We start from the raw sequence: 25698 nt of genomic DNA, 5'->3' as shown, positions 1-25698 counted from the left end.
GGAGTTTTAGGATGCGGTTTCATGATGGTCGTTGCATTAAGGTGCCCCGTGCGGGTGCGCACTGTCAATTTTCTCGGGGCTGCGGAGCGCAACCGGCCTGCACCTGTGGATTCTACGGGGATGGAGGATCGCACGCCGCCAGCCTACCCTATGCCTCAACATTCGTTGATCAAAGGCCGTCCCATGACATCTCCCGCATTGCATCTTTGGCTGCGCGCCGAAACCCGTCAAAATGAGGCCCGCGCGGCGCTGACCCCCGAGGGCGCGGCAGCATTGACGGCGGCGGGATTACGGCTGACCGTCGAGGACAGCGTCCAACGCGCTATCCCGCTGGATGGATACATCGCGGCGGGAGCAGAAATTGCCGCTGAGGGCGCATGGGCAAGTGCGCCCAGAGAGGCGGTGATCTTGGGGCTCAAGGAATTGCCCGAGGATGGCACACCCCTGTCCCATCGCCACATCATGTTCGGCCATGCCTATAAGGGGCAACATGCGGGTCGGGTGCTTTTAGAGCGGTTTCGCGCGGGCGGCGGCACCTTACTTGATCTGGAATATCTGACCGATGAAACCGGCCGCCGTATCGCCGCGTTCGGATATTGGGCGGGCTATGCCGGGGCGGCGGTCACGTTGCGCGCATGGGCCGCGCAGCAGGATGGCAGCCTCTGTCCGCCCGCCGAGGCCTACGTCGATAAGGATGCGATGAACGCCGATCTTACGCGAACCCTGGCCAAAGCAGGCGCTGCGGACAAAGCTCCCAGAGCCTTGATCATCGGGGCAAAGGGCCGCGTGGGTGCCGGGGCGGCGGATCTATGCGCTGTGATGGGTATAGGCACCACGCTTTGGGACATGGAAGAGACCGCATCGGGCGGACCATTTCCCGAAATTCTCGCTCACGAAATTTTCTTCAACTGCATTTACGCCCGCCCGGGCACGCCGGTGTTCGTCGGACCCGATGCCGTGACCGCGCCGCGCGCCCTGAGCGTCATTGGCGATATCGCTTGTGATCCGGACAGTCACTATAACCCCGTGCCGCTTTATAGCGAGGCGACGACTTGGGCCGCGCCGGTCCACCGCGTGCATGACGCGCCCGTGCTTGATATTATGGCGATTGACAACCTGCCGTCGATGTTGCCGCGTGAAGCCTCAGAAGATTTTGCCGCGCAGCTGTTACCCGCCTTGCAAGGCCTTGCCCAACGCGCGCCGATATGGACGCGGGCCGAAGCGCTGTTCACCGAACATATTGCCGCGCTGTGATCCGGTGGCCGGTTAGGGCCGCAACAGATCATCTTCCTCATCCGAGGCCGAAAGGCCCAGCGCCTCCAATCCGGCTTCCAGATGATCGGACAAATGCGGCGTTCCGATCAGATAATCGCTCGCCGGTGTGGTCGCTTCGCTGGCGGCCGTGTCGAGCGCATCTTGCAACTCTTCTGCGGCGAAGCTGTCGCGGCCGATCCACATCACCGCAACGAGGCTGACGGCCTCTTCCTCGGTGAGGTTGTCGATAAAGCCGCGCAATTCACCTTCGGCGCGGGTCAATTCCCGCGCCATTAAAATCACCTGTGCCACTTTGCGCACTGAAATTTCCAACATATCCGTTTCCTTTCGCGCTGATATCGAGGGTCAGATTGCGCCATCTGGATGGGGCGGTCTTTGATCCTGCGCAAATGGCGGCATGGTCCGGATCAGGAGAACAGCCGGAAATAAAGCCCGCTTGGCAGAAATTGCGACAGCCGGAACAACCACGCAAAAGGTGCAGGGAAGCTTTTGGCAAACCGCGTCGAGCACATCAGTTCAAAGACCTCCTGCGCAGCGGCGTCAGGCTCCATGATTTGCGGCATCTTGAAATCGTTTTTGGCGGTCAGGCGGGTGCGGATGAACCCCGGGTTGGCGAGTTGCACTTGAACGCCGCTGCCGCGCAAATCGGCCTTCATGCATTCAGCTAACGACATCACCCCGGCCTTTGATGCGGTATATCCGATAGAGCCGGGCAAGCCACGAAACCCCGTCAACGAACCGGTCAGGACCACATGCCCGTGACCACGCGCCACCATCGGCGGCACGATCGTGCCAAGGCACCGCAACGCTCCTCCAAGGTTCACATCGGCCATAACCGCCGATTTTTCCGCGTCCCAGTCGGCGGTCCCCATCGGCCAATATGCACCGGCCAGATATATCACGCCATCCACCGCGCCGACCCTGTCATGAGCGGCGGTGATGCTGTCCATGTCGGTCACGTCAAGCACCTGCACTTCGGCCTTGGCAGGCAAATCCTCCGCAAGGGTTTGCAACGCCTTCTCGTTGCGTGCCGACAGCACCAATTGCACACCTGCACGGCTCAAATGACGGGCCAGTGCGGCGCCAAGCCCGTCACTTGCGCCAATCAGCCAATAGCGTTTTCCAGCCCATTTGGCGGCGGCCTGCGGCAGGGGATCAGTTGCGGTCATAAATGGCTCCTTATTCGGGGATCAACGTGACACGTTGCGCGTGGGTGCATCGGGTCTGTTACGATAACGCGCGCCCTTAAGTTTAAGTTTCATCGCCTGCCAGAAAATCAACACCTGCACGCGGCGCGACCCAAAGGGGCGGCGCAAAAGCATCCCCAATAGACGGCGATTGGTCAACGGTCTGCGCGGGCCGGTCAGGGTCGCCGTAACCCCGCCCGTTGCCGCATCATTGCCCCGCGTATAATCGATCAGAATACCGATGTGATCGGGGCCGATGTCAAAGCGGAAACGATACTGCCCGCTTTGCGGTTGAAAAGGAGAGACATGCAAAAGCTTTTGCGCGACAAGGTGATCAGCGGCCCGGATTGGGCTGCCATCGTTGTGTGCGCACAAGTAGCTATGGCGATCGCCAAAGGTATTCGTCACCTCCGCAATCACGACACGCAATGCACCGCCCTCATCATAGCATAGGAAAAAGCTGACCGGGTTGAAGACATGACCGAACACCCGCGGCTGTGCCAGCAATTCTATCCGCGCCGGCGACGCGATACCTTCGCGTTGGAGCAACTCGCGCACCCATTGGGCCCCACGTCCATGATGCGGTGCACCGCCGTGATCTGCATCATTTAACGAAACAACGCCCCGTTTGCCGCGTGCGAAAAGCTGCGGCGAGGTCACCTTTGCTTCGGCATCCAGCAACACATAGTCCACCCCATACCGAAATGTATTTTCCACGTTGCCCTTGCGTCCGTGCCATGTGTGCCCTGCGATATGATCGACCCCGGCCATGTCGGTTACTCCGCCGCCAAGGGCAGGCCATACTCGGCCTCGATCTGCGCGGCGATCTCCAGCCCGCTGGTCAATCCATCCTCGTGAAACCCATCGCGCATCCATGCCCCGCAGAACCATGTATGTTGCGCGCCATTAAGCCGGCGCACTGCGGCCTGCCCCGCGAACATCGCGCGATCATAGACCGGATGGCGCAGCGTGACATGGTCATACACCCGTGCCTCGTCAATCGGCCGTTGGCTATTGAGGGTGACAAACATCGGGTCTTCCATCGGGATCGGTTGCAGCGCATTCATCCAATAGGTCAGATCAATTTGCCCGACGCGGCGGCCGGGCGCTTCGGCATAATTCCAAGCCGACCAAACCCGGCGGCGTTTGGGCATCACCGTGGGATCAGCATGCAACACGATGTCGTTGGGTTGATAACGGATCTGCCCCAAAGCGGCGCGTTCATCACCGCTCGGGTCTTCGAGCAAGCGCAGACTGTCATCAGCATGGGTGGCAAAGATCACTTCATCAAACCCCATCCATTCGTTACCGTATAGTTTGACCTCTGCGCCCTGCCCGTTTCGGCGCACGGCGGCGACCGGCGCGTTCAAACGCATATCGACACCGCGCGCGGCCATCGCCGCCTCTAACCGGCGCACATATTCGATGCTGCCGCCCTTAACGGTGTACCATTGATGTTGGCCGCTGTGATGCAACAAGGCGTGGTTGTCGAAAAACTGCAACATCGCAGCGGCGGGGAAATCCAGTATTTTTTCTTTGGGCGTGGACCAGATCGCACCGGACAATGGCAACAGATAACGATCACGAAACCAATCGCCAAGATCAAGCGCCGCAATCAACTCCCCCACGGTCATGTCGGCGCGTTCCACCGCATGCAATGCTTCGGCGTTGAACCGCACGATGTCGCGCAGCATACGCAGATATTTAGGCGACAGCGCATTGCGTCTTTGCCCGAACATCGCGTTCAAATTGTCCAATCCATATTCAAATGCACCGTCTTGCAACGACGCGGCAAAACTCATCTGACTTTTGCACACCAGCACATCCAGTTCGGCAAACAGCCGTGCCATATTTGGATAATTGGCATAGTTGAACACGATAAATCCGGTATCAACGGCCTGATCCCCATACCGTCCGGCCATGACCGTGCGGGCATGCCCACCCAAACGCGGTTCGGATTCGATCAAAGTGACATCATGGCGCTCGGACAGGCGATAGGCCGCGCCCATCCCGCTGATCCCTGCGCCAATAACGGCAATGCGGCGGCGAAGGGGGCTATTTTCAAAAGGCATGGGCGTCTTTCTTCATGAGGGCGCTTTAGAGCATATATCACAAAGGTTACGCACTCTTGCGGCTTGCGGATCACTTTGCGCCGAAACAAAGAGTATCACCCCCCGGATAAAAAATGATCCACGCGGCCGCTTGCTCCGTAGACCTGTTATGTTGATGGATAGCCGCACCCAAGATTTGCTCGATCTGCCCCCCGCCTCCGACGTGGAGCGTGGCGCGAATGACTGCAATGCCTCGCCGGCGGACGCGCGCCGTGCTATGTCAAAGACACGAAGCACAAAGAAGGCGAGAGCAAAGCGCGTGACAGGGAAAACACCCCCGCCAGAAAACAACTGGATCGCAGAGATGCAGCGTATCCGTGATGCCCGCGACGAAGCTGCATTCGCAGCGGTCTTTGCCCATTTTGCCCCGCGCGTGAAGGGGTTTTTGATCAATTCCGGCGCTGATGCGGGCATGGCCGAAGAATGCGCCCAAGAGGTGATGACAACCCTTTGGAACAAAGCGCATATGTTCGATCCCGCGCGGGCCTCTTTGGCCACGTGGATTTTCACCATCGCCCGAAACCGCCGCATTGACGCCCTGCGCAAACAGCGCCGTCCGGAGCCCGAAGACCTGCCATGGGGCAATGAGCCGGAACCGCCGCAGGACGAAGTTTTGGGTCTTCAACAAGAAAGCGCGCAACTGGCCACGGCCTTGGCGCAGCTTCCCGAAAAACAACGGGCCTTGGTCGAGCGCGCCTATTTCGCCGACCTCACCCATTCCGAAATCGCCGCCGAAACGGGGCTTCCCCTCGGCACCATTAAATCCAGATTGAGGCTGGCGCTCGACCGTTTGCGCCATGCGATGACATGACAGATCAAATCAAACACCATCTCGATGATGCCCTGCTTATGGGCTATGCGGCGGGCAGCCTGCCCGAAGCATTCAACCTTGTGATCGCCGCGCATCTGTCCATGTGCGACGAATGCCGCGCGCGTGCGCAAAGTTTCGATGCGCTTGGCGGCGCGGTTTTGGATCGAAACACCCAAAGCGCGATGGACGAGGGCAGCTTTGCCGCGACCTTGGAGCGGATCAAATCGGGCACGACACCGGCCGATGCCTTCGCCGCCGCGCCGCGTGTGTCCACCGGTGGCACCCTGCCTGCGCCTGTGCAAGATTACGTGGGCGGCGATTTGGACGCGGTGAAATGGCGCCCCCTTGGCATGGGCGTCAAGCAAGCGATTTTGCCCTCCTCCAAAGAGGCCTCGGTGCGATTGCTTTATATCCCTGCGGGGGCGGCGATGCCCGATCACGGCCACCACGGCACCGAACTGACATTGGTGCTCAAAGGCGCGTTCCACGACGAAGCCGACCGTTTCGCCGCCGGTGATATCGAGATCGCAGATGAGGCCGACAACCACACACCCATTGCCGACATCGGCGAGGATTGCATATGCCTCGCGGCCACCGATGCGCCGCTCAAATTCAACGGGTTCTTGCCGCGCCTGTTGCAGCCGTTCTTTCGGATTTAGCCCCGCCAACGCAGGGAACATAGCCCCCGTGGTCGAGACCTGCACCGCGCATGTCTGCGCGGTGCGCGAAGCGCCAGTTAGAAGCACGCGCACCGATGGACGCTTTGTTGAATGATTTGTTGACCGGTTCGGAAAACAGTGATTTTTGGACGGATGTGCGGGTTTCTTTGGCCCTGTCGATCACGTGGCTCACAAAGGCCACGTAGGTCACAAAGAGCGCAGGCGGAAACATGACTTCCCCCTTTTTATGGTTTTTCGTCGCTAATTCTGCGAGGGTTATGATCCATGGAGGCACGGTTTTCTTTCACAAGCAAGGAGATGGGACATGGCGATAAGTGGCATCGAGCAGGACGCGATTATTGAAAGGCTTGATCGCATCATCCGGCAGACCGTGCCGGACGTGGAGACGCTTCCGAAATATGGCGGCACGCTCTACACATTGAGACCGAGCGAGAAAGAAGGGCAGTTTTGCGGCATCTTCCCATATAAGGATCACGTCCAGCTTGCCTTTAGCAATGGCACAGCCCTCGAAGACCCCAACCACGTTCTTTCCGGAACAGGAAAGTTCCGGCGCCACATCAACTTCTCTGACCTTCAAGCGATTGCTCCTGAAACTCTTGCAGAGTTGATCGTCAACGCGGTTCAGTATTCACGTTCGCAGGACGCAGAATCGTTAAAGTGAGATATAAGCCCGGCCCTACACACGTGATATTCGGGCCGCGCCCAAAACCCTCACGATTGGCACGGCTACAAATCCCGTTCAAAACCCATGCCTTTGCTGAAGGATTTCACCTCGACCGCGACGGGTAAAGTTCATGCATCACGCAGCGTGGGCCGTTTTGGACAGGTCGCCGACAACCGATGGCCACCGGGTTTGGCACCGCGCCCTGCGCTCTATTCTTGCGGTTTCGCCGCCTCGGCAATCGCCTGCGGCGCGGTGCCTGGCGCATCGGGGGCGAGTTCTTCGAAATCGAAATTGTCCAAACGCTGTGCCCGCCGTCCGGCTTTGTTGGCAGAGATCTTGATATCCGCAAGGTCTTTGGAGGCTTGACCGAAATGCCGGTCAAGGTTCTCGACGCGGCTGCCCAAACGATCCACATCGCCGTGCAAGAGCGCCAGTTCACGGCGGATATTCCCCGCCTGTTCGCGCATCCTTGCATCCTTCAAAATCGCCCGCATCGTATGCAGCGTCGCCATGCAGGTCGTCGGAGAGACGATCCAAACCCGCGCGGCAAACCCCTCACGCACCAGCGCGGGAAAATTGGCGTGCAGCTCTGCATAAACCGCTTCGGAAGGCAGGAACATCAACGCCCCGTCGGCGGTTTCGCCCTCGATGATATATTTCTCCGAGATCGCCTTGATATGCGCTTTGACCGAGGACCGCATGCCTTGCGCCGCGCGGTTCAATTCCTCTTGCGTGCTGGCGTTTCGCAGCGCCTCGTAAGCCTCCAGCGGGAATTTGCTATCGACGACAATCGGCCCCGGCGGGTTGGGCAGATGGATCAGGCAATCGGCGCGCTTACCGTTGGTGAGCGTCGCTTGCAACGTATAGCTGTCCTTGGGCAAGGCCTTGGACACAATATCGTTCAATTGGATTTCGCCAAAGGCCCCGCGGGTTTGTTTGTTCGACAGAATGTCTTGCAGGCTGAGCACATCACCGGACAGTTTGGTGATATTGTCCTGCGCCTTATCGATGGTTTTCAAACGTTCCTGCAATTCGCCCAAGGAATGCGCCGTACGCCGCGCGCTGCCTTGCAGGTTCTCTTGCATCGCATTCGACACATGGGCAAGGCGTTGCTCCATCAATTGCAGCATATTGGCCTGCGCGGCGGCTTGCGCCTCGGACACATGGCTGAGCCCGCCTGCCAGTTGCTGCTGCCCGTCACCCAAGCTTTGAACTCGCTGGCCAAGTGCGACCATCTGCTGTGCCAATGGCTCGGCCATACGCGCCGAACGGCCCGCTGCGCGCACCGTCATCACCAACAAAACGAGGATCAGGGCCAACACCACAGCCCCGACAAGGCCCAGTTGCATCATTGGATCATTCAGGTCGAAAACCGGCGGCGTTACGTCGTTCATGTGCGTCCGAACAGCCGTTCAATATCGGCCAATTTGAGTTCAACATAGGTGGGGCGGCCATGGTTGCATTGGCCCGAATGGGGCGTGGCTTCCATTTCACGCAACAGCGCATTCATCTCTTCGGCGCGCATCCGGCGGCCCGAACGGATCGACCCATGGCAGGCCACGCGGCTGAGGATGGCTTCGATGCGGGCTTGGAGTTGCATGCTCTCATTCTGGTCGGCCAATTCATCAAGGATATCAAGCACAAGCGCGCGGGCGTTGACCTCGCCCAAGATCGCCGGGGTTTCACGCACGGCAATCGCGCCGCCGCCAAAGGGCTCGAGCGTCAGGCCAAGGCGGCTCAAATCTTCGGCGTGCTCCATGAGCCGCGCGGCGTCGCCATCGGACATCTCGACAATTTCGGGGATGAGCAACGCCTGCGCCGCGACACCGTTTGCGGCCATCTGCTTTTTGAGCTTCTCGTAGACAAGCCGTTCATGCGCCGCGTGTTGATCGACAATGACCATCCCATCGGCGGTCTGCGCAATGATATAGTTTTCATGTACTTGGCCGCGCGCCGCGCCAAGAGGGAGGTCCTGAATTTCGGGATCCGGCGCTTCGACAGGGGCTTCAACACGGCCCGAGAACCCGCCAGAGAATTCGGCAAAACCGCCGCCCGATTGCGGCGCGGCGGGATACTCCGGCGCGGGCGCTTGGGCGGCATAGCTGGCCATGCGCGCGCCCAAAGAGGGCCGGTCCATTTGGTAGACCCGCGCCGCGCCATTGGCGGTGGGGCCTGCGCCTTCGGGGCGAAACGCCCCCAATGTCGCGCCCGCCACGGTGGTCGAGGCGCGGTGCCCCGCTTCGGCCAAAGCATGCCGCAGCCCCGAGACGATCAACCCGCGTGCAAGGCCGGGGTCGCGGAAACGCACCTGTGATTTGGCAGGGTGGACGTTCACATCGACCAGTTGAGGGTCGCAATCAATGAACAGCGCGGCAGCCGGATGGCGGTCGCGGCTGAGAAAATCGAAATAGGCGGCGCGGAGCGCCCCGAACAAGAGTTTATCCTCAACAGGGCGGCCATTGACGAAAAGAAATTGCGCCACCGAAGAGCCGCGCGAATAGGTCGGCAAAGCGGCATATCCGGTCATCCGCAGCCCCTCGCGTTCGGTGTCGATGCGCAGGGCATTTTCGCCAAATTCGCGGCCAAGGATATTCGCCAAACGACCATGCAAAGCCTCGAACAATTCGCCGTTTTCGGGATCGGCGCGGAAGGTCACGCGCCCTTCGCCGCCGCCCGTCACATCGCGCAGGGTGAAACCGATAGAGGGTTCGGCCATGGCGAGGCGTTTGATAATCGCGGTGATCGCTGCCGCTTCGGCGCGGTCGGTGCGCATGAATTTGAGCCGCGCAGGGGTCGCGAAGAAAAGATCGCGCAGTTCGACCACCGTGCCGGCGGTCAATGCGGCGGGGCGCACGGGATCGGTTTTACCGCCAGCAACGCGCAGTTCGGCGGCGTCTTGGCCTTTGACGCGCGAGGTGATGGTCAACCGTCCGACCGCACCGAGCGAGGGCAAAGCTTCGCCGCGAAATCCAAAGGTGTGGATGTCCAAAAGGTCGGAGCCGTCGATTTTCGACGTGGCATGGCGCGACATCGCCAAAGGCAAATCATCGGGAGCAATGCCGCACCCATCATCGGTGACGCGGATCAAGGTTTTACCGCCATCCGCATAGGCCACTTCGATGCGCCGCGCACCGGCGTCGATGGCGTTCTCGACCAATTCCTTGACCGCTGATGCGGGGCGTTCGACGACCTCGCCCGCCGCAATGCGGTTGATCGCCCCCTCATCCAATTGGCGGATCACGGGCGCGGGGGCATCGGGGGCGTTAGGATCGCTCATATAGGGGTGTGCTTGGGACATGCCCCAAGACTTAGCATACCCAAGCGCGATTCGCACATCTCAAGATCGCAGTTATCCACCGGCAATTTCGCTCACCATCACGGCGGCCACCGGCGCCCTACCCGCCGCTGGCGGTGCGATACCATGCGACGATTTTGGCCCGCTCGGCCGGTTCCATATAGGACAGGTTCGCGGGCGGCATGGCATGGGTCAGGCCCGCTTGCATATAGATATCGCGGGCTTGGCGGGCGATTTGCGCCTCTGTCTCCAACCGCACGCCTTTGGGGGCCCAATGCATCCCCTCCCACCCCGGCTCCGCCGCGTGGCACATGGAGCAGCGGCCCAGCACGATATCATGCACCTCTTCAAAGCCCTCGGCCTGCGCAAACCGCAAGGCTGCGCCGCTGGCCTCCTCACGTTCTGCGGCATGGAACATCGGTGCGGTGGAAAGCCACATGATGACAATAAAGAGGATCGCCGTCGCCAACCACGTCCATGTGGGATTGCCTTTGCGGGCATGTAGCGTGTTGAAATAATGCCGGATCGTCACCCCCATCAAAAACACCAAGGATGCGATCAACCAGTTCATCTCCGACGCAAAGGCCAAGGGATAGTGGTTCGACAGCATCAAGAAAATCACCGGCAAGGTGAGGTAATTGTTATGGGTGCTGCGCTGTTTGGCGATCTTGCCGTATTTGGCGTCTGGTGTGCGCCCCGCCTTGAGGTCGGCAACAACAATGCGTTGGTTCGGCATGATGATGAAAAACACATTGGCCGACATGATCGTGCCGGTGAAGGCCCCAAGGTGCAGCAAAGCCGCACGGCCGGAAAACACCGAGGTGTAGAAATAGGCCATCGCAACGAGGATTACATAGAGCAGCACCATCAACCGCGTGTTGTCATCGCCAAACTTGGATTTGCAAATGCGGTCATAGGCGATCCAGCCAAAGGCCAGCGAGGCCAGCGAAATCAAAACAGCCTGCCATCCGGCAATATCGGCCACGGCAGGATCAACGAGAAAAAATTCCGACCCCATGTAATAGACAAGAAACATCAGGGCAAAACCGCTGAGCCATGTGGAGTAGCTTTCCCATTTGAACCAGATCAGATCACCGGGCATCGCATCGGGTGCGACGAGATATTTTTGCACATGGTAGAATCCGCCGCCGTGGACTTGCCATTCCTCGCCATCGGCGCCGGAGGCAAGATTGCGGTCGCGGTGCAAACCCAGATCGAGCGCGATGAAGTAGAACGACGAACCGATCCATGCAATCGCGGTGATCACATGCACCCAACGCACGGCAAATTCGATCCATTCGCCCATCGCTGCCAGATCATACATCGCGCATCTCTCCTATTGGTCCCGGTTCTGCCAAGGCTATCGCATCGGGCAGCTTTTTGTTAATCCTGCAAATACCACCAGCAGTTTCAAGAAGGCATTGAAAATGGCCTATGTGAATAACGTCAAAATGTTTGTCCGTGTCTATGAGTTGGGCAGTATGAGCGCGGCGGCCCGCGATCAACGCACCTCGCCCGCCGTGGCGTCGGCGCGCATTGGCGAGTTGGAAAAACATCTGGGCGTGCGCCTGTTCAACCGCACCACGCGGTCGCTCAGCCCGACAGAGCACGGGCGGCTGTTTTACGACGGGGCCTGCGCGATTCTGGATGCCATTGACGCCGCCGAGGCCAAGGTCATGCAGGCCAGTCAAAGCCCGCGCGGCACGCTGTTTGTCGCCGCCCCTTTGGGAATCGGGCGGCGTTTGATTGCGCCTGCGGTGCCGGCGTTCAAAATGCTCTACCCCGAGATCGACATTCGTCTGCGATTGTCGGACCGGATCGTAGATGTAATGGGCGAAGGGTTGGATTTAGCGTTTCATTTGGGGCCGCTGGAGGACAGCGATTTGAAAATCCGCGTGATCGCCGATTGCGAACGGCTGCTCTGTGCCGCGCCGTCCTATATTGCCGCGCGGGGGATGCCCGAAGATGGCGATGCGTTGATCGCGGACAAGCATGATTGTTTGAACCTGCGGTTTCCAGGAGCACGCGAATTCCGCTGGAGCCTGCAAACCAAAACCGGCGCGCGGGCCTATGCTGTCACCGGCCCGTTGGAAAGTGATGATGGCGATGTGCTGACCGGATGGGCTTTGGCCGGATCGGGGGTCGTGATGAAACCACGTTTCGAGGTAGCGGAGCATTTGGCCAGTGGCGCGTTGGTCGAAGTCGCCGCCGCCACACCGCCCCTGCCCGCGCAGCTGGCCTGCCTGACGCCCAGCCGCAAGTTGCGCGACCCAAAGGTGCAGCTTTTTACCGAATTCATGGTGGCCAAATGCCGCGAAGCTTTGACCATCGCAGAATAGCGACAATCAGCCCGCTCTTTGTCGGTCTCTTGGCCGGTGAAAGGCATGGTAGAGCCGACCATCGCGGCCCAAACGCGGGCGGGCGTGCAGCGCAAGCCCTGTGCCCCGCGACCCTCTAGGCCAACACAAAACAGACCCCAAAACAAAAAATCCCGGGCGCGAACGCCCGGGAAGTACTCTGTCAGCTGATTGGAAGGAGATAATCAGCCTTTGGAGAATTCTGGGTAGGCTTCCATCCCAAGTTCCGCGAGGTCGAGACCATTGATCTCGTCTTCTTCGGACACCCGCAGACCCATCACAGCCTTGAGGATGAACCAGGTCAAACCGGATGCGACGATGGTGAAGATACCAACCACAACGATCGAATAAAGCTGGGTGCCGAGCGACGCATCACCATTGGTGAAGACAACCGCGATGGTGCCCCAGATGCCGCAGATCAGGTGAACCGGAATGGCACCGACAACGTCATCGATTTTCAGCTTGTCGAGGAAAGGAACCGCAAAGACGATGATCACACCGCCGGCAGCGCCGATCAAAGTTGCCGCACCCAAGGACGGGGTCAGCGGTTCGGCGGTGATCGACACGAGGCCGGCCAATGCGCCGTTGAGAACCATGGTCAAGTCAGGCTTCTTGTAGAGGATCTGCGTCAGGATCAGGGCTGCAATCGCTCCGCCAGCTGCCGCAGTGTTGGTGTTGGCAAAGATCCGGCTTACGTCGCCGACATCACCCACGGTGCCCATGGCCAGCTGCGAGCCGCCATTGAAACCGAACCAACCGAGCCACAAGATGAACGTACCCAAAGTTGCAAGGGTCAGGTTCGAACCGGGGATCGGGATCACGCGGCCTTCTTTGGAGTATTTGCCGATACGCGGACCAAGGATCAGTGCGCCGGTCAAAGCGGCCCAGCCACCCACCGAGTGCACAACAGTGGAGCCCGCGAAATCAAGGAAACCGGCTTGGTCAAGAAAACCGCCGCCCCATTTCCACGACGCTTGCAGCGGGTAGATCACGGCTGTCAGAACGATCGTGAAGATCAGGAAAGGCCACAGTTTGATGCGTTCGGCCAAGGTGCCCGAAACGATCGATGCCGTCGTGGCACAGAACATCAACTGGAAGAAGAAATCCGAACCGGTAGAGGCGTAGGAATAATCATCCGCCGTCTCGGCGGTCACGCCAACGGCTTCAAGAACACCAGGGCCCCAAACGCCCGAAAGCATGCCGTCAACCGACCAAGTGCCCAGCGGGTACATCAGATTATAGCCGATAAGGTAGTAAAAGATCGCCGCGAGCGAGAACAGCGCGACGTTCTTCATCAACTGCATTGTAACGTTTTTTGAACGCACAAGGCCCGCTTCGAGCATGGCAAAACCCGCCGCCATCCAAAACACCAGAAAGCCGCCAACAAGGAACAGCAAGGAGTTCAGGATGAATACGGTGTCGGTCGATGCGTTGACGCCCGGTGTCGGGCCGTCCTGTGCAAGGCCAAGGCTGGGCAACGCGATCAACGTCGCTGCGAGCCCAAATTTAGTGAGAGTTTTCATAAGTCTTTCCTTTCCCTCGGCGCCGATTAAAGCGCGTCCCCGTTCGTCTCGCCGGTGCGCACACGCACGGCTTGGCCGACGTCCAGAACAAAAATCTTACCGTCGCCGATTTTACCGGTCTTGGCGGTGGTGGTGATGGTGTCTACGACCTGATCGACCATTGCGGCGCTCACGACGATTTCGAGCTTCACTTTCGGCACGAAGTTCACGGCATATTCTGCACCGCGATAAATTTCAGTGTGGCCAGATTGCGAGCCGAAGCCCTTGATCTCGGTTACCATCATTCCGCGCACGCCGATTTCGGTCAGCGCCTCGCGGACCTCCTCAAGCTTGAACGGTTTGATTGTTGCAATAATCAGTTTCACCTTGGTCCCCTTCAGTTACTTTGCGCAGCATGCACCGCGATTTTGCCCGCTCAGAAAAAACCCGTATCCGAGAACGGGGGAAGTCAGAGCGGGGTCAAATCGGCGCAAAACCCACCTCATCTGATTAATTGTTGTGCGATTTCGAAACCATGCCTAATTATTGCGCAAAATTATAACGCAAACCGCATGGGCTTTGGCTCAACATCCGGCGTGTTTCGCTGTATTGTGTGGCAAACAATGAAGCCGAGCAGGGCAATACATGAGTGATTCAGGTCGTCGTCGCACACCCTTGGTGGCGGACAAACGCTATTCCAAGTCCAAAGCCAAACCCAAGGCCAAGTCGGGCAAAACCGCCAAGGCGGCATCCAAGGCCAAAAGTAAAATCACGAGAGCCAAGGCAAAACCGGCCCGTTCCCCCCGGCGCCCAGCGCGCAAGCGTGGACCTATCGTGGGTGCATTTATCGGACTGCTACGGTTTGTGCTGCGTATTATTTGGGGGATCGGGTGGCGTGTCGGCACGGTGACAGCGCTTATTCTGGCGCTCGGCGTCGGCTATTTTGCCTCGACCCTACCGGAAGTCTCTGCCCTGCTTGATGGCCGCGCGCGCGGATCGGTGACACTGCTTGACCGCGAGGGCAATGTCTTCGCCTGGCGCGGCGACCAATTCGGCGGGGTGGTCACCGCGCAAACCGTCTCTCCACATCTGCGCAACGCCATCATCGCGACCGAGGACAAGCGGTTCTACAAACATTTCGGCGTCTCGCCACGTGGTATTGCCTCTGCGGTGCGGATCAACCTGAGCGCAGGGCGCGGGCCGTTGTCGGGCAACGGCGGTTCGACCATCACGCAGCAAACCGCGAAGCTCTTGTGCATGGGCACGCCCTATGTGCCCGAGGATTGGAAAAGCGAAACCGAATACGAAAATGATTGCCGCCAGGGATCGCTCTGGCGCAAGATCAAAGAGGCGACCTATGCTTTGGCGATGGAGGTGAAATACTCCAAGGACGAGATCCTCACCATCTATATGAATCGCGCTTTCCTTGGCGCGGGGGCACGTGGGTTCGAAGCGGCCAGCCAACGCTATTTCGGCAAATCCGCCGCCGAGGTCACCCCCGCAGAATCCGCCATGCTCGCCGGTTTGCTCAAAGCCCCAACCCGGTTTGCACCGACCAACAACCTCGAGCGCAGCCAAGAGCGCGGCGCATTGATCATCGGATTGATGCATGAACAGGGGTATCTGTCCGACAATGCGGCGCAGAATGCGCGCGACAACCCGGCCGAGCTCTCCGAAGCGGCAGAGGCCAAGGCAGGCGGATACTTCGCCGATTGGATGATGTCCACGGGTCCGGAGTTTTTGACCCGCAACACCACCGAAGATGTGGTTATTCACACAACAATGGATCAGCGCCTGCAACAAGCCGCCGAAGACGCGATGAAATATGTCTTCGAAAACAAGGTGCGCGAAGGATCAAAAGCCCAGACCGCGATTGTGGTGATGAGCGCCGATGGCGCGGTGCGTGCCATGGTTGGCGGGCGCAAAACCAAAGTGTCCGGCGCCTTCAACCGTGCAACGCAGGCTTTGCGCCAAACCGGATCGGCCTTCAAACCCTTTGTCTATGCCACGGCTTTGGAGCTTGGCTATCACCACGATGATCTGGTCGATGATACCCCGCTGACGATCAACATTCCCGGTTCGGGGCCATGGTCGCCGCAGAACTACGACAAAAAGTTCCACGGCACGGTGACGCTGACCGAAGCGCTGCGCAATTCGCTCAACATTCCGGCAGTGAAAGTGGCGCAAAGCGTCGGGCTTGATATGGTGCGCAAGGTGGCCTCCGATTTCGGAATCGAAAGTGATCTGGCCGCAGGGCCGGCTTTGGCGCTCGGCGCATCAGAAAGCACATTGATCGAAATGGCCGGCGCCTATGCCGGTATCCTCAACGGTGGGTCGTCGGTCACGCCCTACGGATTGATCGAACTGCGGCTTCAGGGCGAAACCGAAGCCTTGATGAACAATGACGGCACCGGTATCGGCGAGCGGGTAATCCGCGAAGATGCGGCGCGCGAGTTGACCTATATGATGCATAACGTGATCGAGAACGGCACCGGACGGCGCGCCCGTCTTGAGGGGCGCGAGGCGGCGGGCAAAACCGGCACCACGCAGGCCGCACGTGATGCGTGGTTCCTTGGCTTCACCGCCGATTATGTCACCGGCGTCTGGATGGGCTATGACGACAACACACCATTGACCGGTGTGACGGGCGCGGGCCTGCCTGCGGAAATCTGGCACGAAACGATGATCCGCGTACATGAGGGCACCGAAGTGCGCCCATTACCGATGCTGCGCCCTGCCCCGCGCGCAGAGCAACGCCAGCTCGCACCCGCAAATGCGCAAAAGCAACGGCCGCGCAATGCCATCGAGCGGCTGTTGGGCGATATTTTGGGCATCAACTAGAGCGACCGTAAAGCCGGCATCGCCCGCTGCCGCAGAACCGAAACCAGAACCGAAAACGGCCCGCGCCAATATGGCGGGGCCGTCCAGAACAAAATGGTATCTTTCGCGTTTGCGGGTCAACCGGACTTTTTCAGATCTTCGATCAGGCCGTCGATATCGCCTCTGCGGCGGTCCAGCATCGAACCGATTTCGGTTCGTTCGGTCAGGCGCAAACTGATCCCCTCGATGATCATATCAAAGAACAGATCCTTACCGGATTTATCCGACACGAGGAATTTCACATCGAAAGGCGCCTCGCCTTTGAGCTTCACCATGGTGACCACCTCGTGATAGCTCTTTACCTTGCGCACGCCTTGCACGGTGATGACACCGCCGACAAATTCGTTGAACCGTTTGCCATATTTGCGCGCAACATAGCCGCGAAATGCGGTGGTAAACGCACGCATCTGCGACGCGCTTGCGCGGCGGCTATCCGGGCCGAGGGTCGAACGGGCGATGATATTGACATCCGCGTAGCGGGTGAAAATCCGCTCGAAATCCGAAATCATACGACCAAGCGATTGCCCCGAAGAGATCACACGGTTGATTTCGGCCACAGTTTTATCGACCAAGGCTTTGGCCTGTGCATCATTCAAAGCCCACGCGGCTTGCGGCGCGGCAAAGGCCGTCATGCCAAGCGCCGCAAAAGCGGTTTGGGCAAACATGCGGCGGGAAAACTTACTCATTGCTTAGGGCCTCATAGGGATCAAGTTGATCCGCAATATAGGGGTCATTGTCCGAACTTCCATAGGGATCGGCATAGGGATCATCATATCCCCCGTCTGCCGCCCCGACGTTAAAGCGACGGTTTTGCATGTAAACCGAGCGCGCGGCGGCATAGCTATCGGCGCTATTGTAATACAGATCATCCAAAGCATCGCCATAATTACCGCGATCGCCCAACTTAGACAGGACCGAGGCGCCGGTGCCGTAATATTTCTCGGGATCAGGTAAGGCATAAGACAGCGGATTGGTGACCAGATCGACCACCTTGCCGGTCGCGGCGCGCTGGGTCGAAGGGCCAAGCACCGGCAATTCAAGATAGCTGCCTTCGGGGGCGCCCCAAACCGCCAGCGTCTGGCCGAAATCGGTGTCTTTTTCATGCAGGCCGATCAACCCCGCCGGATCAAACACCCCGCCAACGCCAACCACCGTGTTAAAGGCAAACCGCGCGGTATTCGTCAACGCACCGCCCAAATCAAGTTGCAGCAGATTGTTCACCACCGTGCCGGGCAACGACAGGTTGTCGGAAAAATTCGAGACACCGTGGACCACAGGCGCAGGCACAATGGTCACGTAGCCCTTCCCGGCCGGGGCCAGAACGGCGCGGTCCAGTTTTTTGTTAAACGCATGCACCCGGCGGTTCGCCGCCTCGTCAGGATCCCACACACCATCGGACATCCGCGCCGGATCCGGCGTTGAGCAGGCAGCCAGTGCGATCAGGCCGGCGAAAAACGAGGCAGTGCGGACAGGACGCAACAGCATCCGCAGAGAAGAATAAGGCAATGGAGTTTCCGCGCTATTGAGCTTATGTTCCTATCTAGATGATCGGCAGCCAATGCCCACCCTTTGCGCCCGCGTCATCGCCACAATGTGGCCAATTGGCGACAGAAACCACCTATAAGACAGTTTCTGTTTTAAACTGCCGGACAAACGATCAAAATCGAGTTGTCAGATCACGGTCCTAACAAGGCGAAAAGACGCTCATGGTCACCAAAAAACAGCTGGAAGCCGGGCGGCACGAGTTACGCAAAACCCGCCGCGAGAGTCGCAAACTCTATTGGGCCGTCGGAATTTTCAGCTTTTTCGCCAATGTACTGATGCTGACCGGCCCGCTTTATATGTTGCAAGTTTACGACCGCGTGCTTGGGAGCCGTTCGGTGGCGACCTTGGTGGCGCTCTCGGTTCTGGTGCTGTTCCTCTACACGGTGATGGGGGTTTTGGATTTTGTCCGCGGGCGCATCATGGGGCGGGTCGGCGCACAATTTCAATCGCGGCTCGACCGGCGGGTGTTCGAAGCGGTTCTGGCCAAATCTGCCCTGCGCCCTGATGACACCAGCACCACGGGATTGCGTGATCTGGAATCGGTGCAACGGCTAATGACCTCGCCAGCCTTGATGGCGCTTTTCGATATTCCTTGGACGCCGTTCTTTTTAATCGCCATTGCGATTTTCCACCCTTGGCTCGGGTTATTGGCATTAGCGGGGGGGCTGGTGTTGATCGCCCTCACCGTGGCCAACCAAATCACCACACGGCAACCGCAAGGCCGCGCCGCCATGGCGAATGTGCATTCCGAAGCCGTATCGGAGCAGATGCGCAACGAGGCCGAAATGGTGCAAGCCATGGGGATGCGCGATGCTGCATTCGACCGCTGGCAAGTGCTGCGCGCAAACTCGTTGAAGGAACAGGTCCATGCCGCCGATCTGGGCGGGCTGTTCTCCTCTACGACCAAATCCTTCCGGCTGTTTTTGCAATCGGCGATGCTGGGTCTCGGGGCCTATCTGGTGCTGCAGAACGAATTGAGCCCCGGCGCGATGATCGCCGGTTCGATCCTGATGGGGCGGGCCTTGGCGCCTATCGAATTGGCCATCGGGCAATGGGCGGTGGTGCAACGCGCCGTGAAAGGTTGGGAGAACCTTTCGGAGCTTTTGGGCGAAGTGCCCCCCAGCGCACCGCGCACGCCATTGCCGCAGCCGCAGGCGCTTTTGGAAGTGCAGCAAGCGACCATCGTCCCCCCCGGCGAGGCGCAAGCCGCGCTGCGCATGGTGAGCTTTACGGTGCAACCGGGGCAAGCCGTCGGGGTGATCGGCCCGTCGGGGGCGGGGAAATCGTCCCTGGCGCGGGCCTTGACCGGCGTCTGGCGTCCGGCAGCGGGGAAAATCCGCCTCGATGGCGCGTCCTTGGACAACTACGGCCCCTCCATGTTGGGCCAATACATCGGATACTTGCCACAGCGGGTGCAATTGTTCGACGGCACCATTGCCGAAAACATTGGAAAACTGTCGATGAACCCAGATCCCGCAAAGGTCGTCGAAGCGGCAAAGAAAGCCGATGCGCATGCGATGATTTTGAAGCTGCCACATGGGTATGACACGCAGATGAGCGCCACGTCAGGGCGCCTGTCGGGAGGACAAATCCAACGGCTTGGCCTTGCGCGGGCGATGTATGGCGATCCGGTGATCCTGGTGCTCGACGAGCCGAACTCGAACCTCGACAATGAGGGCAGCCAAGCCTTGAACCGCGCCATCCGGCAGATGAAATCCGAAGGCCGCTCGGTCTTGATCATGGCGCACCGGCCATCCGCCATTCAGGAATGCGATATGCTGCTCATGTTGGAGAACGGTGCGCGGGTGGCCTATGGCCCCAAAGAGGATGTGCTCCGCGAGGTGGTGCAAAACCACAAACAAATTCGTTCCAATACCACCCCCGGAGGCGTGCGATGACCGCTGCGAAACCGGGCCAGCGCCCTGCCCCCAAGCCGCGCAGCGCAGCGACAAAGCCTGCGGCGCAATCCGCCGCGCCCCTGTTGCTTGGCAATGGCGGAGCAAAGGCGGCAGATGATGTGCCGAACTGGTCGGCGCGGGTGCCTTTGATGGCGGGGATCATCACCTTGGCCGTGCTGCTGTTGGGATTTGGCACATGGGCGACCTTCACGCAGATTTCCGGCGCGATCATCGCAGGCGGGCGAATCGAGGTCGATCAGAACCGGCAGATCGTCCAGCACCCCGATGGCGGCGTGGTTGATGCGGTTCTGGTCAAGGAAGGCGAAACCGTCAGCGCCGGCACGATTCTGCTGCGGCTTGACGACACGCGATTGCGGTCGCAATTGGCGATCACCGAAGGGCAGCTTTACGAATTGATGGCGCGGCGCGGCCGGCTTGAGGCCGAGCGTGACGGCACCAAATCCGCCGTTTTTGATCCGCTTTTGATCCGCGCAGGCCAAGCCAACAGCAACGTTGCCGGCCTTGTTTCCGGGCAAATGCGCCTGTTGGAGGCACGGTCGAAGACGGAAGAGCAAGCGCGAGAACAACTGCAAAAGCGGCGCAGCCAGATCGGTAACCAGATCGACGGGCTCACCGCGCAAAGCGATGCGCTACAGCGGCAATTGGCGTTGATCGGCGAAGAGCTTGCCAGCCAAAAATCCTTATTGGATCGCGGGCTTGCGCAATCGGCGCGGGTGCTGGGATTGCAACGTGAAGAAGCGCGGCTTTTGGGTTCTGTCGGCGATCTCGCAGCCCAAAAAGCGCAAGCAGAGGGCCGCGTGACCGAGATTGATTTGGAGATCCTCAAGCTCGGCAGCCAGCGCCGCGAAGAGGCGATCACCCGCCTGCGCGATCTGCAATATCGCGAATTGGAATTGGCGGAGCAACGCCGGGCCTTGATGGAACAGCTGTCGCGACTGGACATCACATCGCCGGTGTCCGGCGTGGTTTACGGGCTCACTGTTTTTGCCGAACGCTCGGTGATCCGCGCCGCCGATCCGCTGATGTATATCGTGCCGCAGGACCGTCCGTTGGTGGTGCAGGCCCAGATCGAGCCCATTCATATCGACCAGATTTTCGTCGGTCAGGACGTGACATTGCGGATATCGGCGCTTGATCAACGCACCACGCCGGAACTCATGGGGCGGGTGGTGCACATTTCCGCCGATGCCTTCCAAGATGACGCCACGCGCCAATCCTATTACCGTGCGGAAATCGTGATTTCAGAAGGTGAGCAGGCCAAGTTGCCAGCCGGGTCGCCCTTGATCCCCGGCATGCCCGTGGAAGCCTTTATCCGCACGGCGGATCGCACCCCGATCGCCTATCTGGTCAAACCGTTCACGGATTACTTCACCAAGGCCTTCCGCGAATAAACCGCACGGAACAAAACCGGGCGACGCGATCCAATCGGCCGCCCGTTTCCCGTGCCGGATCGATCATTTGTCTCTGTGCAACCCGCGATCCGCGCGTTAGCTTGGCCGCGAACGCCTCAAATGCCCTGCAATGGAGATGCGCCATGAGCCCCCAAATCGAAACCCGCCTTGCCGATATGGGCATCACCTTGCCCGATGCCCCCGCCCCTGCCGCCAACTACATTCCCTTCGTGCAGGTCGGTGATTTGGTGCATGTCTCGGGGCAAATATCAAACGGCCCCGACGGGTTGATCACTGGAAAACTCGGCGCTGATCTGACGGTCGAGGATGGAGCGGCAGCGGCACAAACCTGTGCGATCTCACTGCTGGCACAGGCCAAAGCAGCCTGCGGCGGGGATCTATCGCGGCTGGTGCGCTTGGTCAAACTGGTGGGGTTTGTCAACTCCACCGCAGACTTTACCCAGCAACCACAGGTGATCAACGGCGCATCGGATTTCATGGTGGCGGCGCTTGGCGACGCGGGACGGCACGCGCGTTCGGCGGTGTCTGCGGCGTCGTTGCCCTTGGGCGTTGCGGTCGAAATCGAAGCCATTTTCCAAATCAAATGAGCACCAACGCCCCCGCCCTGCCGGACGCATTCTTGCGCGCCCCGCTGGCCCATCGGGCCTATTGGGATCTGGCACAGGCCCGGCCGGAAAATTCCCGCGCCGCAATCCGCGCCGCTGTTGAGGCCGGATATGGTATCGAGATCGACGTGCAATTGTCGCGAGACGGCGCTGCCATGGTGTTTCATGATTATGCCCTCGACCGATTGACCGAAGGCAAAGGCGCCGTCAACGCGCAAACCGCAGCCGCGCTTGAAACCATTCCGCTCAAAGCCGGCGATGGCAGAGGCATGCCGCAGCTGTCCGACGTTCTCGACATTGTCGCGGGGCGCGCCGCATTGCTCATCGAGATCAAAGATCAAGACGGCGGCTTGGGCGCCAACATCGGCCGATTGGAACAGGCGGTGGCCATGGCGCTTACCGGATATCGCGGCCCGGTCGCGGTGATGTCCTTTAATCCACATTCGGTCATTCAAATGGCCGCTCTGGCACCCGATGTGCCGCGCGGAATCACCACTTGTGACTATGCGGCGGAGGATTGGCCGATGTTGAATGCGGCCAAGCGCGCGCGCCTGCGCGCCATTCCAGATTATGATGCGGCGGGCGCCAGCTTTATCAGCCACCAAGCTGAAGACCTCTCCCGCGCTCGTGTGGCGGACCTCAAAACACGCGGTGCGGGGGTCTTGTGTTGGACGATCCGTTCCCGTGCTCAAGAAACCCGCGCACGGCGCATTGCGCAAAATATCACTTTCGAGGGCTATGCGGCTGAAATCCCCGCTTGAATCCGGCCTCTGTAGACCCAAATAATTGGAGATAGGCCGCGCGGCCCCAAGGCACGAAGATAGGTATATGAGCGAAACAGCGATCGAAATCGAAGCGGTGAGCCATATATCTGCCATCGGGCAGAGCGATTGGGATGCCTGCGCCTGTGCCGATGATATGGCCGGACGACCTGCCGATCCCTTCACCACCTACCGCTTTCTCAAGGCCCTCGAAGACAGCGGATCGGTCGGGCGTGGCACCGGATGGGAACCGCATTATCTGCTGGCGCGGCAAGAGGGTGCCATCATCGCGGTCGCACCGCTCTATGCCAAATCCCACAGTCAAGGCGAATATATTTTCGACCACGGATGGGCCGAAGCCTATGCGCGCGCCGGTGGGCAATATTATCCGAAATTGCAAATTGCCGTGCCGTTTACACCCGTCTCCGGGCGTCGGCTGCTGACCCGTAAGGGGCACGAGATTCAAGGTCAAAGCGCCTTGGTCCAGGGGGCGGTAGAATTGGCCGCGACCAATAACATTTCATCGCTACACATCACGTTTTGCACCGAAGACGAAGCGGCCGCAGGCCGTGCGATGGGCTTGATGCCCCGGGCCAGCCAACAATTTCATTGGACGAATGACGGCTACGCCGATTTCGACGACTTCCTTGCGTCCCTGTCCTCGCGCAAACGTAAGAACATCCGCAAGGAGCGCGCGCAAGCCGCCACCTTCGGCGGGCAGATCCATATGCTCACCGGCGATCAAATCGAGCCGGAACATTGGGATGCGTTCTGGGCGTTTTATCAAGACACCGGAGCGCGCAAATGGGGCACGCCTTACCTGACCCGCAGCTTTTTTGATTGCGCACAAGAGAGCTTGAGAGACGATATTTTATTGGTGCTGGCCGAACGGGACGGCAAATACATTGCCGGCGCATTGAACTTTATTGGCTCTGACGCGTTGTTTGGAAGATACTGGGGCTGCTTAGAGGATCACCCGTGCTTGCATTTCGAACTTTGCTACTACCGCGCGATAGATTTCGCGATCCAACAGGGTTTGTCCCGCGTCGAAGCGGGGGCGCAGGGCGAACACAAATTGGCGCGTGGCTATCTTCCGGCAAAAACCCATTCGTTGCATTGGATTGCTGATGCCGGCTTTGCCCGCGCCGTAAGCGAGTTCCTCACGGCAGAAACCCGCGCCATAGACCAAGACATCGACGTTCTGACCGACTATGGTCCATTCCGAAAATCCAATTCTGACGAGGATCCCCAATGACCGAACGCCTAAGCGATACCGGCCGAGGCCCGCTTCTGGAGCCGTTGAAAGCGACCGGATGGTGTGTCGAGGAAACCCGCGATGCCCTTTCCAAAACCTTCACCTTCGAGGACTTCACACAGGCCTTTGCCTTTATGACCCGTGCGGCTCTTTGGGCGGAAAAATGGGATCACCATCCTGAATGGAGCAATATCTACAACCGTGTCAGCGTCACGCTGACCACCCATGACGCAGGTGGATTGACACCCTTGGATGCAAAACTGGCACGAAAAATGGACCAACTGGCACAATGACTTTGACAGAACTCCTCCACACCGACATTTATAACGGCACCTCAATTTCTGATGTTTTGACGCTGGAATTCCTCGCCTCGGCTTTGGGGTCGGTGGTCTCGGCACTGCTGATCTTACTGCTCGGATTTATCGTCGCCGGATGGGCGCGGCGGCGGTTGGTGCGCATGGGCGAGGCCTATGCCCGCCTCGACAGCACGCTGTTCAACTTCCTCGGAAACATTGCCCGATATACCATCCTCGCCTTTGCGGTTTTGTTTGTTCTCAATACCTTCGGGATTCAAACCACCTCGATTGTGGCCGTTATCGGTGCGGCCGGGCTGGCGATTGGGCTGGCGCTGCAAGGGACGCTTTCGAACGTCGCCGCAGGGGTGATGATCATCCTGTTTCGCCCGATTAAAATCGGAGATTTTGTCGAAGTCGCAGGCCAAACCGGCACCGTCAAAGACATCTCTTTAAACTTTACCGAACTGGCGGACCTCAGCAATGCGCAGGTGATCATTCCCAATTCAGAAGTTTGGGGCAATGTGATCAGCAACTATTCCTCCAATAACACGCGGCGCGCCGAATGGACATTTGGTGTTGGATACGGCGCGAATTTGAAGAACGCCGATGACATCATCCGCGCCACGATCCTGTCCGATCCACGTGCTATGAGCGACCCCGAACCATTTATTCAGGTCACCAATTTGGGCGACAGTTCGGTTGATTTTCTGGTGCGCGTCTGGTGCGCATCGAGCGATTATTTCGCCTTCCGCGCCGATATGACCCGGGCGATCAAAGAGGCCTTTGACGAAGGCGGCATCGACATTCCGTTCCCGACACGGACCATGTATCAGGTCACGCAGAGCTCAGAATAACGGCTGCGCGGTTTGCCGCATGACACGCGCCGTGCACCGCATGGGGCAAACCGCCTGCCGGCATAGTTCCCTCTACCGCAACGGGCACCGTGCCTGCGGCTCTTCATCTGCCTGCGGGCTTTGCATCGCGCCTTGGCCGGATGGGCCGATTGGCCGTGCCGCAAGTCATCAGCCGCGCCCCAAACCGGCAGGCCGCATATCGCGGTCCCAAGGCAAAAAACCATTTATACAAAGGGCGCCCCGATCCGGAGCGCCCTTTTATGCCGTAGTGCAACATCGCGGGATACTG

General features: G+C 59.2%; 24 protein-coding genes. 13 read left to right on the top strand and 11 right to left on the bottom strand.

Going from position 1 to position 25698, the window contains the following annotated elements; translation table 11 throughout:
* Positions 1 to 183 precede the first annotated feature (183 nt).
* Positions 184 to 1254 (top strand): saccharopine dehydrogenase, encoded by a 1071-nt coding sequence (locus DI396_RS12685; RefSeq protein WP_110796586.1) that lies wholly within the window; start codon positions 184 to 186, stop codon positions 1252 to 1254.
* A 12-nt stretch (positions 1255 to 1266) separates the two neighbouring features.
* On the opposite strand, the gene DI396_RS12680 is transcribed toward DI396_RS12685, so the two are convergent.
* From DI396_RS12680 to DI396_RS12665, 4 genes are all read right to left on the bottom strand, one after another.
* The gene (locus tag DI396_RS12680; protein ID WP_110796585.1) at positions 1267 to 1590 is read right to left on the bottom strand and encodes a DUF3775 domain-containing protein; all 324 of its coding nucleotides are present in this window, start codon (positions 1588 to 1590) and stop codon (positions 1267 to 1269) included.
* A 92-nt stretch (positions 1591 to 1682) separates the two neighbouring features.
* Positions 1683 to 2444, bottom strand: coding sequence for an SDR family NAD(P)-dependent oxidoreductase (locus DI396_RS12675; protein ID WP_110796584.1), 762 nt, complete (start codon positions 2442 to 2444; stop codon positions 1683 to 1685).
* 21 nt (positions 2445 to 2465) lie between these two features.
* Entirely contained in the window at positions 2466 to 3233 is a 768-nt protein-coding gene (locus DI396_RS12670) for a DUF1365 domain-containing protein (RefSeq protein ID WP_110796583.1), read from the bottom strand.
* A gap of 5 nt (positions 3234 to 3238) precedes the next feature.
* Positions 3239 to 4534 (bottom strand): NAD(P)/FAD-dependent oxidoreductase, encoded by a 1296-nt coding sequence (locus tag DI396_RS12665; protein WP_110796582.1) that lies wholly within the window; start codon positions 4532 to 4534, stop codon positions 3239 to 3241.
* 343 nt (positions 4535 to 4877) lie between these two features.
* Here DI396_RS12665 and DI396_RS12660 point away from each other — a divergent pair, with 343 nt between their 5' ends.
* The 3 genes from DI396_RS12660 to DI396_RS12650 all read left to right on the top strand — a co-directional run bounded on the left by DI396_RS12660 (position 4878) and on the right by DI396_RS12650 (position 6725).
* On the top strand, positions 4878 to 5384 hold the full coding sequence (locus DI396_RS12660; RefSeq protein WP_235851864.1) for a sigma-70 family RNA polymerase sigma factor: 507 nt from the start codon (positions 4878 to 4880) through the stop codon (positions 5382 to 5384).
* On the top strand, positions 5381 to 6043 hold the full coding sequence (locus DI396_RS12655; RefSeq protein ID WP_110796581.1) for a ChrR family anti-sigma-E factor: 663 nt from the start codon (positions 5381 to 5383) through the stop codon (positions 6041 to 6043). Before DI396_RS12660 ends, DI396_RS12655 begins: the two co-directional genes overlap by 4 nt.
* 325 nt (positions 6044 to 6368) lie before the next feature.
* Positions 6369 to 6725: a DUF1801 domain-containing protein gene (locus DI396_RS12650; RefSeq protein ID WP_110796580.1), complete on the top strand. Its 357-nt coding sequence runs from the start codon at positions 6369 to 6371 to the stop codon at positions 6723 to 6725.
* A gap of 212 nt (positions 6726 to 6937) precedes the next feature.
* On the opposite strand, the gene DI396_RS12645 is transcribed toward DI396_RS12650, so the two are convergent.
* The 3 genes from DI396_RS12645 to DI396_RS12635 form a co-directional block, all read right to left on the bottom strand.
* The gene (locus tag DI396_RS12645; RefSeq protein ID WP_110796579.1) at positions 6938 to 8122 is read right to left on the bottom strand and encodes a DNA recombination protein RmuC; all 1185 of its coding nucleotides are present in this window, start codon (positions 8120 to 8122) and stop codon (positions 6938 to 6940) included.
* Positions 8119 to 10026 (bottom strand): DNA mismatch repair endonuclease MutL, encoded by a 1908-nt coding sequence (mutL, locus tag DI396_RS12640; protein ID WP_110796578.1) that lies wholly within the window; start codon positions 10024 to 10026, stop codon positions 8119 to 8121. Before mutL ends, DI396_RS12645 begins: the two co-directional genes overlap by 4 nt.
* A 97-nt stretch (positions 10027 to 10123) precedes the next feature.
* Positions 10124 to 11347: a urate hydroxylase PuuD gene (locus DI396_RS12635; RefSeq protein ID WP_110796577.1), complete on the bottom strand. Its 1224-nt coding sequence runs from the start codon at positions 11345 to 11347 to the stop codon at positions 10124 to 10126.
* A 103-nt stretch (positions 11348 to 11450) separates the two neighbouring features.
* Here DI396_RS12635 and DI396_RS12630 point away from each other — a divergent pair, with 103 nt between their 5' ends.
* Entirely contained in the window at positions 11451 to 12362 is a 912-nt protein-coding gene (locus DI396_RS12630; protein ID WP_110796576.1) for a LysR family transcriptional regulator, read from the top strand.
* A 203-nt stretch (positions 12363 to 12565) separates the two neighbouring features.
* On the opposite strand, the gene DI396_RS12625 is transcribed toward DI396_RS12630, so the two are convergent.
* Together DI396_RS12625 and DI396_RS12620 are read right to left on the bottom strand one after the other, a co-directional pair.
* Positions 12566 to 13903, bottom strand: a complete 1338-nt coding sequence (locus DI396_RS12625; RefSeq protein ID WP_110796575.1) for an ammonium transporter — start codon at positions 13901 to 13903, stop codon at positions 12566 to 12568.
* Positions 13904 to 13929: 26 nt separating this feature from the next.
* Complete coding sequence (locus DI396_RS12620) at positions 13930 to 14268, bottom strand: P-II family nitrogen regulator (RefSeq protein WP_110796574.1); 339 nt, start codon at positions 14266 to 14268, stop codon at positions 13930 to 13932.
* Between the two features lie 259 nt (positions 14269 to 14527).
* Here DI396_RS12620 and DI396_RS12615 point away from each other — a divergent pair, with 259 nt between their 5' ends.
* On the top strand, positions 14528 to 16723 hold the full coding sequence (locus DI396_RS12615; protein ID WP_110796573.1) for a transglycosylase domain-containing protein: 2196 nt from the start codon (positions 14528 to 14530) through the stop codon (positions 16721 to 16723).
* Positions 16724 to 16839: 116 nt separating this feature from the next.
* On the opposite strand, the gene DI396_RS12610 is transcribed toward DI396_RS12615, so the two are convergent.
* Together DI396_RS12610 and DI396_RS12605 are read right to left on the bottom strand one after the other, a co-directional pair.
* On the bottom strand, positions 16840 to 17448 hold the full coding sequence (locus DI396_RS12610; protein ID WP_110796572.1) for an MlaC/ttg2D family ABC transporter substrate-binding protein: 609 nt from the start codon (positions 17446 to 17448) through the stop codon (positions 16840 to 16842).
* Positions 17441 to 18268 (bottom strand): MlaA family lipoprotein, encoded by an 828-nt coding sequence (locus tag DI396_RS12605; RefSeq protein WP_235851863.1) that lies wholly within the window; start codon positions 18266 to 18268, stop codon positions 17441 to 17443. The genes DI396_RS12610 and DI396_RS12605 overlap by 8 nt, the downstream gene beginning before the upstream one ends.
* A gap of 200 nt (positions 18269 to 18468) precedes the next feature.
* Between DI396_RS12605 and DI396_RS12600 the strand changes: the two genes are divergently transcribed.
* From DI396_RS12600 to DI396_RS12570, 7 genes are all read left to right on the top strand, one after another.
* Positions 18469 to 20205 carry a type I secretion system permease/ATPase gene (locus DI396_RS12600; RefSeq protein WP_110796570.1) on the top strand — a complete coding sequence of 579 codons (1737 nt, stop codon included), beginning with the start codon at positions 18469 to 18471 and terminating at the stop codon, positions 20203 to 20205.
* 149 nt (positions 20206 to 20354) lie between these two features.
* The gene (locus tag DI396_RS12595) at positions 20355 to 21617 is read left to right on the top strand and encodes an HlyD family type I secretion periplasmic adaptor subunit (protein ID WP_235851865.1); all 1263 of its coding nucleotides are present in this window, start codon (positions 20355 to 20357) and stop codon (positions 21615 to 21617) included.
* A 143-nt stretch (positions 21618 to 21760) separates the two neighbouring features.
* A complete protein-coding gene (locus DI396_RS12590; protein WP_110796568.1) occupies positions 21761 to 22225 on the top strand; it encodes a RidA family protein in 465 nt (154 codons plus the stop codon).
* Positions 22222 to 23004, top strand: a complete 783-nt coding sequence (locus DI396_RS12585) for a glycerophosphodiester phosphodiesterase family protein (protein WP_110796567.1) — start codon at positions 22222 to 22224, stop codon at positions 23002 to 23004. Before DI396_RS12590 ends, DI396_RS12585 begins: the two co-directional genes overlap by 4 nt.
* A 67-nt stretch (positions 23005 to 23071) precedes the next feature.
* Positions 23072 to 24259, top strand: coding sequence for a GNAT family N-acetyltransferase (locus DI396_RS12580; protein WP_110796566.1), 1188 nt, complete (start codon positions 23072 to 23074; stop codon positions 24257 to 24259).
* Positions 24256 to 24552: a 4a-hydroxytetrahydrobiopterin dehydratase gene (locus tag DI396_RS12575; protein ID WP_110796565.1), complete on the top strand. Its 297-nt coding sequence runs from the start codon at positions 24256 to 24258 to the stop codon at positions 24550 to 24552. The genes DI396_RS12580 and DI396_RS12575 overlap by 4 nt, the downstream gene beginning before the upstream one ends.
* Positions 24549 to 25409, top strand: a complete 861-nt coding sequence (locus tag DI396_RS12570; protein ID WP_110796564.1) for a mechanosensitive ion channel family protein — start codon at positions 24549 to 24551, stop codon at positions 25407 to 25409. Before DI396_RS12575 ends, DI396_RS12570 begins: the two co-directional genes overlap by 4 nt.
* The last annotated feature ends 289 nt before the right edge of the window (positions 25410 to 25698 follow it).

This window comes from Litorivita pollutaquae (assembly GCF_003205515.1).
In the GTDB taxonomy this organism is placed as follows: domain Bacteria; phylum Pseudomonadota; class Alphaproteobacteria; order Rhodobacterales; family Rhodobacteraceae; genus Litorivita; species Litorivita pollutaquae.
This window is presented reverse-complemented; position numbering and strand designations above follow the sequence as displayed.

What these genes read in the sequence shown, in the direction of transcription:
- mutL (WP_110796578.1), bottom strand. Translation starts at nt 10,026, where the DNA reads ATGTCCCAAGCACACCCCTATATGAGCGATCCTAACGCCCCCGATGCC.
- DI396_RS12625 (WP_110796575.1), bottom strand. Translation starts at nt 13,903, where the DNA reads ATGAAAACTCTCACTAAATTTGGGCTCGCAGCGACGTTGATCGCGTTG.
- DI396_RS12575 (WP_110796565.1), top strand. Translation starts at nt 24,256, where the DNA reads ATGACCGAACGCCTAAGCGATACCGGCCGAGGCCCGCTTCTGGAGCCG.
- DI396_RS12585 (WP_110796567.1), top strand. Translation starts at nt 22,222, where the DNA reads ATGAGCACCAACGCCCCCGCCCTGCCGGACGCATTCTTGCGCGCCCCG.
- DI396_RS12650 (WP_110796580.1), top strand. Translation starts at nt 6,369, where the DNA reads ATGGCGATAAGTGGCATCGAGCAGGACGCGATTATTGAAAGGCTTGAT.
- DI396_RS12680 (WP_110796585.1), bottom strand. Translation starts at nt 1,590, where the DNA reads ATGTTGGAAATTTCAGTGCGCAAAGTGGCACAGGTGATTTTAATGGCG.
- DI396_RS12685 (WP_110796586.1), top strand. Translation starts at nt 184, where the DNA reads ATGACATCTCCCGCATTGCATCTTTGGCTGCGCGCCGAAACCCGTCAA.
- DI396_RS12630 (WP_110796576.1), top strand. Translation starts at nt 11,451, where the DNA reads ATGGCCTATGTGAATAACGTCAAAATGTTTGTCCGTGTCTATGAGTTG.
- DI396_RS12595 (WP_235851865.1), top strand. Translation starts at nt 20,355, where the DNA reads ATGGCGGGGATCATCACCTTGGCCGTGCTGCTGTTGGGATTTGGCACA.
- DI396_RS12590 (WP_110796568.1), top strand. Translation starts at nt 21,761, where the DNA reads ATGAGCCCCCAAATCGAAACCCGCCTTGCCGATATGGGCATCACCTTG.
- DI396_RS12660 (WP_235851864.1), top strand. Translation starts at nt 4,878, where the DNA reads ATGCAGCGTATCCGTGATGCCCGCGACGAAGCTGCATTCGCAGCGGTC.
- DI396_RS12635 (WP_110796577.1), bottom strand. Translation starts at nt 11,347, where the DNA reads ATGTATGATCTGGCAGCGATGGGCGAATGGATCGAATTTGCCGTGCGT.
- DI396_RS12645 (WP_110796579.1), bottom strand. Translation starts at nt 8,122, where the DNA reads ATGAACGACGTAACGCCGCCGGTTTTCGACCTGAATGATCCAATGATG.
- DI396_RS12570 (WP_110796564.1), top strand. Translation starts at nt 24,549, where the DNA reads ATGACTTTGACAGAACTCCTCCACACCGACATTTATAACGGCACCTCA.
- DI396_RS12655 (WP_110796581.1), top strand. Translation starts at nt 5,381, where the DNA reads ATGACAGATCAAATCAAACACCATCTCGATGATGCCCTGCTTATGGGC.
- DI396_RS12675 (WP_110796584.1), bottom strand. Translation starts at nt 2,444, where the DNA reads ATGACCGCAACTGATCCCCTGCCGCAGGCCGCCGCCAAATGGGCTGGA.
- DI396_RS12610 (WP_110796572.1), bottom strand. Translation starts at nt 17,448, where the DNA reads ATGAGTAAGTTTTCCCGCCGCATGTTTGCCCAAACCGCTTTTGCGGCG.
- DI396_RS12665 (WP_110796582.1), bottom strand. Translation starts at nt 4,534, where the DNA reads ATGCCTTTTGAAAATAGCCCCCTTCGCCGCCGCATTGCCGTTATTGGC.
- DI396_RS12580 (WP_110796566.1), top strand. Translation starts at nt 23,072, where the DNA reads ATGAGCGAAACAGCGATCGAAATCGAAGCGGTGAGCCATATATCTGCC.
- DI396_RS12670 (WP_110796583.1), bottom strand. Translation starts at nt 3,233, where the DNA reads ATGGCCGGGGTCGATCATATCGCAGGGCACACATGGCACGGACGCAAG.
- DI396_RS12600 (WP_110796570.1), top strand. Translation starts at nt 18,469, where the DNA reads ATGGTCACCAAAAAACAGCTGGAAGCCGGGCGGCACGAGTTACGCAAA.
- DI396_RS12615 (WP_110796573.1), top strand. Translation starts at nt 14,528, where the DNA reads ATGAGTGATTCAGGTCGTCGTCGCACACCCTTGGTGGCGGACAAACGC.